9 protein-coding genes are annotated in these 12,857 nt (G+C 68.8%); 4 read left to right on the plus strand and 5 right to left on the minus strand.

The genetic code is table 11. From position 1 onward, the window contains the following. Window positions 1–4: 4 nt before the first annotated feature. The 5 genes from IE172_RS32910 to IE172_RS32930 form a co-directional block, all read right to left on the minus strand. The gene (locus tag IE172_RS32910; RefSeq protein WP_229886693.1) at window positions 5–2,059 is read right to left on the minus strand and encodes a beta-galactosidase; all 2,055 of its coding nucleotides are present in this window, start codon (window positions 2,057–2,059) and stop codon (window positions 5–7) included. Next, window positions 2,056–2,967 (minus strand): carbohydrate ABC transporter permease, encoded by a 912-nt coding sequence (locus IE172_RS32915; RefSeq protein ID WP_190101025.1) that lies wholly within the window; start codon window positions 2,965–2,967, stop codon window positions 2,056–2,058. Before IE172_RS32915 ends, IE172_RS32910 begins: the two co-directional genes overlap by 4 nt. After that, entirely contained in the window at window positions 2,964–3,911 is a 948-nt protein-coding gene (locus tag IE172_RS32920) for a carbohydrate ABC transporter permease (RefSeq protein WP_190101026.1), read from the minus strand. Before IE172_RS32920 ends, IE172_RS32915 begins: the two co-directional genes overlap by 4 nt. 79 nt (window positions 3,912–3,990) lie before the next feature. Next, entirely contained in the window at window positions 3,991–5,355 is a 1,365-nt protein-coding gene (locus tag IE172_RS32925) for an ABC transporter substrate-binding protein (protein WP_190101027.1), read from the minus strand. Window positions 5,356–5,761: 406 nt separating this feature from the next. Beyond that, window positions 5,762–7,228 carry a non-reducing end alpha-L-arabinofuranosidase family hydrolase gene (locus IE172_RS32930; protein ID WP_190101028.1) on the minus strand — a complete coding sequence of 489 codons (1,467 nt, stop codon included), beginning with the start codon at window positions 7,226–7,228 and terminating at the stop codon, window positions 5,762–5,764. Window positions 7,229–7,688: 460 nt separating this feature from the next. On the opposite strand from IE172_RS32930, the gene IE172_RS32935 reads away from it, so the two are divergent. The 4 genes from IE172_RS32935 (at window position 7,689) to IE172_RS35015 (ending at window position 12,674) form a co-directional block, all read left to right on the plus strand. Beyond that, window positions 7,689–9,119 (plus strand): endo-1,4-beta-xylanase, encoded by a 1,431-nt coding sequence (locus IE172_RS32935; protein ID WP_190101029.1) that lies wholly within the window; start codon window positions 7,689–7,691, stop codon window positions 9,117–9,119. Window positions 9,120–9,297: 178 nt separating this feature from the next. Then, entirely contained in the window at window positions 9,298–9,654 is a 357-nt protein-coding gene (locus tag IE172_RS32940; protein ID WP_190101030.1) for a hypothetical protein, read from the plus strand. Between the two features lie 12 nt (window positions 9,655–9,666). Next, the gene (locus IE172_RS32945; RefSeq protein ID WP_190101031.1) at window positions 9,667–11,196 is read left to right on the plus strand and encodes a glycoside hydrolase family 43 protein; all 1,530 of its coding nucleotides are present in this window, start codon (window positions 9,667–9,669) and stop codon (window positions 11,194–11,196) included. Between the two features lie 1,151 nt (window positions 11,197–12,347). Continuing rightward, complete coding sequence (locus IE172_RS35015; RefSeq protein WP_229886695.1) at window positions 12,348–12,674, plus strand: tyrosine-type recombinase/integrase; 327 nt, start codon at window positions 12,348–12,350, stop codon at window positions 12,672–12,674. The last annotated feature ends 183 nt before the right edge of the window (window positions 12,675–12,857 follow it).

The following is a 12,857-nucleotide window of genomic DNA, read 5'->3' on the forward strand; positions in this document are numbered from 1 at the left end:
CGCGTCACCCACCCGCCGGGCGGGAGCCGCGTTCCCGGATCACCGCGACGTCGCCCCCGCGGACGACGATCCCGCCGTCGGCGGTGGCGCCGCTCAGCAGGTCGGTGCCCGCCGCCGGGACGGACACGTCGAGCGGGGAGTGGTTGATCAGGAACAGGTACGTGGCGTCCGTGCCGCGCCTGCGGACCGCCTCGACCCCGGCCGGGACCTCGGCCGCGGCGGTGACCCCGGCCTCCCGGCAGACCCGCGCCAGCAGCGTGCGCAGCGCTTCCGCGTCCGGACGCGTCGCCACGTACCAGGACACTCCGTCACCGTGACCGTGCCGCGTGACCGCCGGGTGCCCGGCGACCGGTCCGCCGGACGACGGGTCCGCCGCGAACGACAGGACCGTCTCGGCTCCCCGCGGTTCGACGAGTTCGGTCCACAGCGTCGCCCCCGAGCCGTCGGAGAGCCGGACCGTCTCCGCCTCCCGGAGCGGGAAGAACTCGTCCACCCGGATTCCCAGCATGTCCCGGTACGCCCCCGGATGGCCGCCGAGGCGGACGTGGTCGTGCTCGTCCACCACACCGCTGAAGAAGCCGACGGCCGCGTGCCCGCCGTCCTCGACGAACCCGTTCAGCGCCGCGGCGTGCGCGTCGCTCGTCAGGCAGAGGCTGGGGACGAGGACCAGCCGGTGGCCGCTCAGATCGCTGCCGGGGTGCACCAGGTCGCAGGTCACGCCCAGCGACCACAGCGCCTCGTACCAGGCGCGGACCAGGTCGAGGTAGCGCAGGTCCTGTGAGGGGGTGGCGTCCATCTCGAGGGCCCACCAGGCGTTCCAGTCGAAGAGGAGCGCCACGTCCGACACCACGCGGGTGCCGCGCACCTCCGCCAGGGCCTTCAGGTCCCGGCCGAGAGCGGTCACCTCGCGCCAGGTCCTGGTGTCGGTGCCGCCGTGCGGGAGCATCGCGGAGTGCCACTTCTCGGCGCCGGCCCTCGACTGGCGCCACTGGAAGTACAGGACGCCGTCGGCGCCGCGCGCCACGTGCGCGAGGCTGTTGCGCCGCATCTGCCCCGGCGTCTTCGCGACGTTGCGGGGCTGCCAGTTCACCGCGGAGGTGGAGTGCTCCATCAGCAGCCACGGAGCGCCGCCGCCCATGCCGCGCGCGAGGTCGGCGTCGAGGGACAGCCCGATGTGCGCCTCGGGGTCCGCGGCCGTGAGGTACTGGTCGACCGAGACGAAGTCGCACGCCTCGGCGAGGGAGAACCCGTCGACCTTCTTCTCCAGGGTGACCAGGAGGTTGGTGGTCAGCGGCACACCGGGGGAGAGGCGGCGTACGATCTCCGCCTCGCGCCGGTGCAGCGCCAGCAGCGCGTCCGAGGAGAACCGCCAGTGGTCCAGCCGCTGGGTGGGGTTCGCCACGGCCGCGGTGGCGCGGGGCGGCATGACCTCCGCCCAGTCGCCGTACCGCTGGCTCCAGAACGCCGTTCCCCACGCCTCGTTGAGTCCGTCGAGGCCGCCGTACCGCTGTCGCAGCCAGTCCCGGAAGGCCTCGGCACTGGTGTCGCAGAAGCAGTGCGCGTTGTGGTTGCCCCATTCGTTGTGCAGGTGCCAGAGGACGAGCGCCGGATGGTCGCGGTACCGCTCCACGATCCGTTCGGCGAGACGGCCGGCCGCCTCGGCGTACGCGGGGCTGCTCGGGCAGAACGTCTGCCGCGAGCCGTGCGTCAGCCGGACGCCGTCGGAGGTCACCGGCAGCGCGTCGGGGTGGCGCACCGAGAACCACGGCGGCGGGGACGCCGTGGCCGTCGCCAGGTCGACGGCGATGCCGTTCGCGTGCAGCAGGTCCATGACCTCGTCGAGCAGGCCGAACTCGTAGGTCCCCGGGCGCGGTTCCAGGAACGCCCAGGAGAAGACCCCGACGGTGACGAGGTTGACGCCGGCCTCACGCATGAGGCGGACGTCCTCCTCCCACACCTCGCGCGGCCACTGCTCCGGGTTGTAGTCGCCGCCGTAGGCGATGCCGCCGAGCCGGTCGGACAGCTGCTTGAGCGCGTCGTTGTCGAGCGCGTTGTTCACGACTTCACCGCTCCCGCCGCGAGGCCGGCCTTCCAGTAGCGCTGGAGCACCAGGAAGGTGATGACGATCGGGACGACCGAGACGAGCGACCCGGTGAGGCTGAGGATCTGCAGCGACGGGTCGCGGCTGACCTGGGACTGCCAGGTGAACAGGCCCAGGGTGACCGGGTAGAGGCGGTCGTCCTGGAGCATCACCAGCGGCAGCAGGAAGTTGTTCCAGATGACCACGAACTGGAACAGGAAGATCGTCACCATGGCGGGCGACATCAGCCTCACCGCCATGGTGAAGAAGGTACGCAGCTCTCCGGACCCGTCGATGCGGGCCGCCTCCAGGAGTTCGTCGGGCACGGAGGCGGCCGCGAAGATGCGTGAGAGGTAGACGCCGAACGGGCTGACGATGCTCGGCAGGAACACCGCCCAGAAGGTGTTGGTGGCGCCCACCTCGGCGAAGAGCAGGAACAGCGGCAGCGCGAGCGCCGTGGCCGGGACCAGCACTCCGCCGAGTACCACGGAGAAGAGGAACTCCCGCCCGCGGAAACGGTATTTGGCCAGGGCGTAGCCGGCCATGGCGGACAGCAGCGTCCCGACGGCCGCGCCCGCCCCCGCGTAGAGGAGGCTGTTGAACAGCCAGGGCAGGAAGACGCCGTCCTGTTTGGCGAACAGTGCCCGCAGGTTGTCGGCCAGGTGGAAGTCGGTGAACCACAGGCCGAACGTGCCGACCAGGTCGCCCTGGCTCTTGGTGGCCGAGACGACCAGCCAGAACACCGGAAGCAGCATGTAGACGGCGATCACGGCCAGGAAGCCGGTGGCGACGGCCACCGAGAGACGGCTCTCCCGCGGGCCGCGCGACGCCTGCTTCGAGGCCGGCGCGGGTGCGTGGGCACCCGCGGTGTCGGTGAGGAGGCTCATGACCCGTCCTTTCGACCCGTGAACTTGAGGAACGCGAACGACAGGACGAACGTGGCCAGCGCCAGCGTCACCGACATGGCGGCGGCCTCGCTGTAGTTGTCCGACGAGGCGAGCGAGTAGGCCGCCAGGTTCGGGGTGTAGGTGCTGGTGACGCTGGTGGAGATGGAGCGCAGCACCTGCGGCTCGGTGAACAGCTGCAGGGTCCCGATGATCGAGAAGACGCCGGTCAGCATGAGCGCCGGACGCAGGATGGGGATCTTGATGCGCCAGGCGATCTTCGCCTCGCTCGCCCCGTCCATGCGCGCCGCCTCGTAGATGTCGCCCGGGACGGCCTGCAGCGCGGCGTAGATGATCAGCATGTTGTACCCGGTGTAGGTCCAGGTGACGATGTTGCCGATGGACCAGAGCATCATCGACGAGCCGAGGAAGTCCGGTGCGGATCCGACCTCGTCGAGCAGCTCCACGACGGGCGAGAGGCGGGGGTCGTAGAGGAAGGCCCACATGAGCGCCGCGATCACGCCGGGGATGCCGTACGGCACGAAGTAGGCGATGCGGAAGAAGCGCTTGAGGCGGGCCACCGTGGAGTCCAGCAGCAGCGCGAGCACCAGGGCCAGCAGCAGCATCACAGGGATCTGCACCAGGCCGAAGAGCAGCACCCGGCCGACGCCGGCGAGGAACTCGCTGTCGCCCAGGACTTCCTTGTACTGGTCGAGGCCGGCGAACACGGTCGTCTTGCGGCCGAAGGTGCCGCCGGTGCGTTCGGTTTTGAGCAGGCTCTGGTAGAAGGCGTATCCGACCGGAACCAGGGTGAAAAGAACGAAGGGTATGAAGAACGGCAGGAGGAAGACGGCGGGCGCCCAGTTCCGTTTGCGGCGCGGCGGAGCGGGGGCCGTGGTGGTCTTCGTCGGTGGCGCCGCTGTCGCGGCCGTCCGGTCGGCGGTCATGGCGTGGTCTCTTCCCGGGCTTCCTTGACGAGGGGGAGAGGACCGGCGGGCGTGGTGACGCGCCGCCGGTTCCCGTCACTTACTTGGCGACCTCGAGGGACTGCTTCTCCAGGGAGTCCACCGTCTTGGTGTCCGTCTGGGCGAGCGCGTCCTTGAGCGTCCCCTTGCCGCCGAGGGCTCCCGCGATGCCGTCGCCCATGAAGCGGTAGGTGTCGGTCATCGTCGGGCCGAAGGTCCAGTCCGTGGTGACGTTCTTGGAGGCGTCCGCGAAGACGTCGAAGATCTTCTGGCCGCCGTAGAAGTCCACCGGCTGCTGCAGGGCCTCCAGGTCGAGCCCCTTGACGGCCGCGGGGTAGAGACCGCCCTCACGGTTGAGGATCTCCAGTGCCTTCGGGTCGGTGTTCAGCCACAGCGCGAACTTCGCGGCCTCGTAGGGGTGCTTGCTCCTGCCGAGGACCGCCGTCGTCGAGCCGCCCCAGTTGCCGGCCTTGTTCTCGCCCGCGGACCACTGCGGCATCGGCGCGACGCCCCACGTGCCGGAGGTCGCCTTCGCGTTGTCGCGGATGGTGCTGTAGCCCCAGGCGGCGCTGACCCAGGTCGCGATCTCACCGTCGTTCCACGCCTTGTAGAGCGCCGGGGAGAAGCCCTGCAGGTCGGTCGCCACCAGCTTCTCGTCGATCATCTTCTGCCAGTAGTCCGCCACCTCGCCGGCGGCCGGGCTGTCGACGTCGACCTTCCACGCGTCGCCGTCCTGGCCGAACATGGTGGCGCCCTTCTGCCACAGCAGGCCGCTGAACCAGTTCGGGTCGGTCTGCGAGAAGTGCGTCATGTACGCCTTGGGGTCGGCCTCCTTCAGCTTCTTGGCCGCCCGGTAGTACTCCTCCCAGGTCTTCGGGACGGATATGCCGTGCTTCTCGAACAGGTCCTTGCGGTAGAAGAGGGCCATCGGTCCGGTGTCCTGGGGCACCGCCCAGACGCCGTCCTCGCCGCCGGAGCCGAAGGTCACCTGCGACCAGGTCCACTTGACGAAGTCGTCCTCGGCGTCCTTGACGCCCGCGCACGCGGCGATGTCGGTGAGGCCCTCCTGGAGGCGGAAGCTCGCCAGCGAGTCGTACTCGATCTGACCGAGGTCGGGGGCGTTGCCCGCCTTCAGGGCGTTCGACATGTTCTGGTAGGTGCCGGCGTTGCCGTTCGGGGTCGACTTGACCGACACCTGGATGTCCGGGTTCTGGCGGTTCCACTCGGCCACGGCCTTCTCGACGCCGGGGATCCACGACCAGTACGTCAGCTCGACCTTGCCGTCGCTCTTCTCGCACGTGCCCTGGCCGCCCGAGGCGCTGTCCTTGGAGTCGGAGCTTCCACATGCCGCCGTGGCGAGCAGGGGGAGAGCGGCAAGGGCCACCAGAGCCCGGCGGAGCGCGGGGCGTTGAGTCCGCAGTGACATGGCGTCTCCTCAGGTGCGTGCCGCTCTGCTGCGTGTCTCGGAGCGGCCGGGTTGCGCACACAGTGACTGTTAACGACTCGTAAAGTCAACACAGTCCATCGGGAGATCACGGAACCAAACATAAAACGTTATCGAGGTGATGGGGGTCACGGGCAGTGGTCTCTACCAGCGGGAGTTGGCTTTGCCGATCGCGGGACGGGATTGTCGAACGTTGTCAGAGAACGATTCAGTGAATGTGCAGAAGTGAACCACGTCGGCCGTCGAGTCCTCGGCCGGGGCCGCGGGCAGAGGCAGGGGCGGGTGCCGTCATCGCGCCGGGCCGTTCGCACAAAGGTGTGGCGGGCCCGGCATTCCGCCGAGCCCGCCACACCGGCCCCCTCTCGGGAGCGGGACCTCCGTCGTGCCGTCAGCGTCGCAGGGTCAGCAGACCCGGACGGTAGGGCAGGAGGCCGTAGTCACCGCCGGAGTTGGGGCTGCGTCCCTGGTAGAGCAACTGCAGGTTGCAGGGGTCGACGGTCATGGTCTGATCGGCACTGGTGCGGATCAGTTCGCCGTGACTGATGTCGTTGGTCCAGGTGGCTCCGCTGTTGGCCTTGCCGGCGAAGGGATTGCTCTCGGTCGCGGCCTGGGGCGTCCAGGAGCCGTTGAGGCTGGTGGCCGTGAACGAGCGGAAGTACCGGCCCTGCGAGCCGATCGCCTCGACGATCATGAGGTAGCGGTTCTGGCCCTGCAGCTTGTACACCTGCGGCGCTTCGAACAGGTTGTTCGTGGTGTCGCTCATGACCACGGTCGAGGTCGAGCCGAAGCTGCCCGGGAAGTTCCCGATCGGCATGGAGGCCCGGTAGATCTTGCCGTTGTCGCCGGCGAAGAACAGGTACATGTTCGTGCCGTCACCGATGAGCGTCTGGTCGATGGGTCCCGTTCCGGAACCGGAGATGCTTCCGGAGAAGAGCACCTGCTCGGACGACCAGCCGTTCGGGTTCGTGGGGTCGGTCGAGGTCCGGTAGGAGAAGGCGGTCCCGCCCCACTGGTAGGCGAGCACCCAGATGTTCTTCGGCGCGAAGTGGAAGAGCGTGGGTGCGACGGTCGAGTTGGACATGGCGTTCTGGCCGGCCGAGGCCATCTCCGGCCAGTTGGTGAACAGGCCGAAGTTCATCGAGCCCCACCTGGTCCCCGTGTCGTGCGTGGTCGCGTAGACGAGTTGCCTGCCGTTGTAGGGGGCGACGGTGAAGTCCTTGAGCGAGACCCACCCCTGCCTGGGCTGCGCCAGGGCGCCCGTCGACGTCCAGCGGTAGCTCGACGGGAGGTCGCACGAGCCGGGGGTCTCGGAGCCGACCTTGACGAGCTGCCACTGCTGGTTGGCGCCGCCCCAGTCGTCGTACTGGACGATGTTCGCGTTGTCGGCGGTGGAGGCGCCCTGCACTTCGAGGGCCTTGTCGCTGTGGCGCGAGACGAGCCGTACGTAGCCGTCCGGGCTGTCGACCAGCCGCCACTGCTGGTTGGTGCCGTTCAGGTCGGACCACTGGACGATCGAACCGCCGTTCGCGGTGGACCAGTTGTGGACGTCCAGCACCTTGCCCGAGTGGCGGGACTTGAGACGGTAGTAGCCGTTCCCGGAGTCGACGAACTGCCACTGCTGCTGGTTCTGGTCGTTCCTCGTCCACTGGGTGATGCGGGCGCCGTCGTCGGTCGCCAGGTTGTAGACGTCCAGCGCCTTGCCGCTGTTGCGGTTGACCAGCACGTACGAGGCGTTGGTGTCCACGGTCGCGGCCTCGGCGGGCTGGGCGCCGAGGAAGGTGGCCAGCAGCAGCAAGGGTGCGAGGACGCCGAGTAAGCGTCTTGGGCGGACCGGGGACGGTTGGCGGAACCACATCAGAGGGCCTCCTTGAAGGTGGGGGGTGAGGTGACGCCGATGCACCACGGAGCGGCAGCCGAACCGGGCGAGTACGCGCTCGAATGTTTCGAAGTGATCCCGGATGTGTGACGCCACAAGTTAGGGAGGCGTGACCCTCGGGTCAAGCGCTGTCACCGGATCCGACGGGCAAACAGTTCCGCCAGCCGGGCGCGAAAAGCCCGTAATCCGAGGGGAAGGTCGCAGGTGGAGCGCAATATGGGCTGCCGGTCCAGGTGTCCGGTCGCATCGACTGAGCAGCGAAAGTTTCGAATAAGGATCGGAAACTCTTCTTGTCGAAAGGGTTGACGAGTCATCGTCAACCCCTCGACCATCCTGTCTGGTGAGCCGACCGTGGACCGAAATGTCGAACAGAGTCGCGCACGACTGCATGACCGCGGTGTCCGGTGATCCCGTCGATTCCTACCCTGGAGGCACAGCAATGGGCTCCTATGCCCTTCCCGGACCCGCCGTCCGGCGGCAGATCCGCGTACTCCTGCTGGCGCTGGTCGCCGGCGTCCTCGGTGTGGTCGCCGCACTGGTCGCGCCGCCGCCCGCGCAGGCCGCCGAGAGCACACTCGGCGCCGCGGCGGCACAGAGCGGCCGTTACTTCGGCGTCGCCATCGCCGCGAACAGACTGAGCGACTCCACGTACGCGACGATCGCGAACCGCGAGTTCAACTCGGTGACGGCCGAGAACGAGATGAAGATCGACGCCACCCAGCCGCAGCGGGGCCAGTTCAACTTCGCCGCCGCCGACCGCGTCTACAACTGGGCGGTGCAGAACGGCAAGGAGGTGCGCGGCCACACCCTGGCCTGGCACTCCCAGCAGCCCGGCTGGATGCAGAGCCTCAGCGGCAGCGCGCTGCGCCAGGCGATGATCGACCACATCAACGGCGTGATGGCCCACTACAAGGGCAAGATCGCGCAGTGGGACGTCGTGAACGAGGCCTTCGCCGACGGAAGCTCGGGAGCCCGGCGCGACTCCAACCTGCAGCGCACCGGCAACGACTGGATCGAGGTGGCCTTCCGCGCCGCGCGCGCCGCCGACCCGTCCGCCAAGCTCTGCTACAACGACTACAACGTCGAGAACTGGACCTGGGCCAAGACCCAGGCCATGTACAACATGGTGCGGGACTTCAAGCAGCGCGGTGTGCCGATCGACTGCGTCGGCTTCCAGTCCCACTTCAACAGCGGCAGCCCCTACAACGCCAACTTCCGCACCACGCTGCAGAACTTCGCCGCCCTCGGCGTCGACGTGGCCGTCACCGAACTCGACATCCAGGGCGCCTCGTCCACGACCTACGCCAACGTCGTCAACGACTGCCTGGCCGTCTCCCGCTGCCTCGGCGTCACCGTCTGGGGCGTGCGCGACAGCGACTCCTGGCGGGCGGGGGACACTCCGCTGCTGTTCAACAACGACGGCAGCAAGAAGCCGGCCTACACCGCCGTCCTCAACGCCCTCAACGGCGGCTCCACCACGCCGCCCGGGGACGGGAACACGATCAAGGGCGTCGGTTCGGGCCGCTGCGTGGACGTGCCCAGCGCCAGTACCACCGACGGCACCCAGGTCCAGCTGTGGGACTGCCACACCGGTACCAACCAGCAGTGGACGCTCACCGCCGCCGGTGAGCTCAGGGTCTACGGCGACAAGTGCCTGGACGCCGCCGGCACCGGCAACGGAGCCAAGGTCCAGATCTACAGCTGCTGGGGCGGCGACAACCAGAAGTGGCGCCTGAACTCCGACGGATCCATCGTCGGTGTCCAGTCCGGCCTCTGCCTCGACGCGGCCGGCAACGGCACCGCCAACGGCACCCTGATCCAGCTCTACTCCTGCTCCAACGGCAACAACCAGCGCTGGACCCGCGCCTGACAGGGCCCGCACCACGACATCGCCGATGACCGCGAGGGCCGCCGCCGTGACGGCGGCGGCCCTCGACGGCGGAAACGGCCGGGTGGGCGTCACGACGGTCCGGTCCCGCGAGCGGTGCGCGGATCGGGGTGCCGTGCGATGCCGCGCCCTGCCGGCCCGTATGTGCAGAATCGTTGGTGTGGAAGCGCACCAGTCACCGCGCAGGACCCGGGACGGGCACTTCGTCCTCATCGGGGGAAGGAGATGGCGGGCGACCGATCCGTCGGTTCCCGAGGAGATCGCCGCCCGCCTTCGACGCCACCTCATGGCGGCCCGTCGCGCGGTGCGCTCCGCGAAGACCGCGGGTGACGCACGGGCCGAGCGGGCGGCGCGTGCCCGCGTGCACCGGGCGAAGACCGCGCTGGGGGAACGCGGCACCCCCTGGTGGGACCAGCCCGAGGACGAACGCCGACGACGCTGGGAAGAAGGGCTCGCGCACCTCGACGCGCAGGCGCGGAGCCGAGGTCGCACGCATGACGACAGAGGGGGCGCCTGAGTGGTCGAGCGCATGTATGACAATCCCGTGATCGGCGGGTTCCACCCCGATCCCAGCGTGTGCCGGGTCGGTGACGACTACTACCTGGTGTGTTCGAGCTTCGAGTACGTCCCCGGGCTGCCGCTCTTCCACAGCAGGGACCTGGTGCACTGGGAGCAGATCGGCAACGTGCTCGACCGGCCCGGACAACTGCCGCTGCCCCTCCCCGGCGCCAAGGCGTCCGGCGGCCTGTACGCCCCCACGATCCGCCACCACGACGGGCGCTTCTGGGTCGTCGGCACCAATGTCGACGGTGGCGGCAACTTCGTCGTCTCGGCCGATCGGCCCGAGGGGCCGTGGAGCGACCCGGTGTGGATCGACCTGCCCGGTATCGACCCCGACCTGGCGTGGGAGGAGGACGGCACCTGCTGGTGCGCCTTCTCCGGCTCCGAAGGGGGCATCAACATGGCCAGGATCGACCCGGTCAAGGGCCAGGTGCTGGAGGGCCCTCACGCCACGTGGTCGGGCAGCGGCCTGAAGTACCCCGAGGCACCGCACCTCTACCGCATCGGCGACTGGTGGTACCTGCTGATCGCGGAAGGCGGCACCGAACGCGGCCACAGCGTGTCCGTGGCCCGCGGCCGCTCGCCGCGCGGCCCCTGGGAGGGCGCACCCGCCAACCCCCTGCTGTCCCACAGCGGCACCGACCGACCCGTCCAGAACACCGGTCACGCCGACCTGGTGCAGGCTCCCGACGGCAGCTGGTGGATGGTGCTGCTCGGCGTCCGCCCCCGCGGCTTCACGCCCGACGTGCACGTACTCGGCCGCGAGACGTTCCTGACCCCCGTGGAGTGGGACGAGGACGGCTGGCCCGTCGTCACCCCCGTTCCCGAGCGCCACGCGGCCCCGGGCGGCGCCTGGCACCCCCTTCCGGTTCCGCCCGCCCGCGACGACTTCGACGGGCCCGCTCTGGCACCGCACTTCATCTCGCCGTTCGCCCGCCCGGAGGGCTCCTGGTCGCTCACCGAGCGCCCCGGCCGGCTGGTCCTCCACGCGACCGGCCCCACTCTGGACAGCCCCGGGTACACCTTCGTCGGCCGCCGCCAGCAGCACCACGACTGCCGCGTCACCGCCCTGCTCGACCCGGGCACGGGACGCGGCGGTCTCTGCGTGCGCCTGGACGAGGCCCACCACTACGAGGTGGAGGCCGGGGACGGGGAGGCCGCCGTGGTCGCCCGGATCGGGCCGCTGCGCCAGGCCGTGGCCCGCCGGCCGGTCCCGGCCGGGCCCCTGGTCCTGGCCGTGACGATCCGGACGTCCGGCCTCGTGCCCGCGTCGCCCGGACTCACCGACGGCGGAACCACCGGCCCCGACACCCTCGCCTTCTGGCTCGGCGACCCCGACGCCCCGGACGCCCGGCCGCTCGCCGAACTGGACGGCCGCTACCTGTCCACCGAGGTCGCCTGCGGCTTCACCGGCCGTGTGATCGGCATGTACGCCACCGAGGGCGCGGTCGCCTTCGACTGGTTCGAGTACGTCCCGGCCCCGGCCCCGCCCAGGTGACACCCGGGGTGCCCGCGCGGCTGCCCCCCGGCTCGGCCCCGAGCGTTCCCCCGGCATGATCTGCCGGAACTCCCCGGGCCGAACGGGTGCCGATGTACAGTGGACACCGCCTTTGACCTGCACAAAGCAGGCAGGGAGCCGTCTTCCGGGAGTCACACATGCAGCGCACCATGTTCAAGTCCAAGATCTAGCATTTGGGTTTTTTCGCAGGTCAGGGCCCTGATCGCTGCCTCCGGGTCAGCAAACGGTCAGCATCGAGTCGAACGGTGTCCGGCTTGCTGACCTGCCCGTACGACTTGGGTCTGCCGGGCCGCCCATCGCCCTGTTCGGAAGGCTTGATACGTGGCTCGACAGCTCGCTCGTGGGATGGGGTCGTTCTTCAAGGAGTGCGGTTGTTCCAGGCCGACGCGTTGTCCGCACCCGTATACGATTCGGTTCCGGGACGCTCTCGGTAAGCAGCGTGAAGAGGCCGGCTACGACACGCAGGACGACGCGATCGAGCGTCTCACGCAGGTCTACGCAGAGAAGAAGACAACGGCGCCATCTGTCGCCGAGGTTCGCTGCGAACTCGGTCAGCAGACGATCGTGGAAGACGCGAAGCAGTGGCGGCCTCGTCAGCGCAAGATGACGGAGTGCTCGACGAGATGGCACGTGGACAGCTTCATTAACGTGCACATCATCCCTCGTCTCGGGTCGCGGAAACTGAACTCGGTTACGCCCATTGTGGTCGCGCGCTTCCTGGACGAATTGGAGACGGACGGGGTGGGGCGCGGAAACCAGGTGAATATCTTCCGCGTCCTCAAGGCGATCCTCCGGGACGCGTATGACAAGGGCGCTATGGCGGACGACCCTGTGAAGGGCGTCCAGGAACCGGAATACGTCCGCGAAAAGGTGGTCATCCCATCCCTCACCTACGTGAAGAAGGCCCTGACAGCCGCTGACGAAGATCTCGCGCTTGAGATCGTCATGATGGTGGGCTGCGGCTTGCGAAACGGGGAAGCCCGGGCAGTGAACGTCAACAACGTTGTGGCGGATGACGTCTACCGGGTGCACGAGCAGATCCACTCCAACACGCACAGGCCGGCGAAGCTGAAGCATCGCAGGGCGGAGGAGTTCCGGAGGTTCCTCTGCCGCGCTCGGTGCGGGAGGCGATGGAGCGGTACGAGGAGAAGCGCGGCACCACGAGGGAGGGTTATCTGCTGTGCGGTCCGAGCGGCTACTACACGGAGCCGATGGAACGCCGCCGTGTGCAGAAGCTCTTCAAGGACCTGCCTGCAGCGGACGGTGTCGGCATCTACGGCTTCCGGCACTACTTCGCTTCGAACGCGCTCGGGAGCGGGATACCGATCACCGACGTGGCTGAATGGATGGGCCACAAGTCGATCGAGGAGACGTATCGCACCTACCGGCATCTGATGCCGGGGAGCATCACCAAGGCGGCCCGCATCCTGGACACCGGCCTGTGGGACGCGACCTGAGGCCGCAGCGAAGCCTGTCGGGGCTGCCCTCCGGTTTGGGCTGCAGCGGTACCCCATGGCACAGGTTGTAGAGACCTTCCAGGGACGTCTATGCCAGTCCAGTGCGGGCATGAAATTGCAGTTCAGAGCCACTTGATCCGGGAGCGAACGCACCCGCTCATCCGTCCGTACGAGGGGTGCGTG

The organism is Streptomyces griseoflavus (assembly GCF_014649995.1).
GTDB lineage: Bacteria > Actinomycetota > Actinomycetes > Streptomycetales > Streptomycetaceae > Streptomyces > Streptomyces griseoflavus.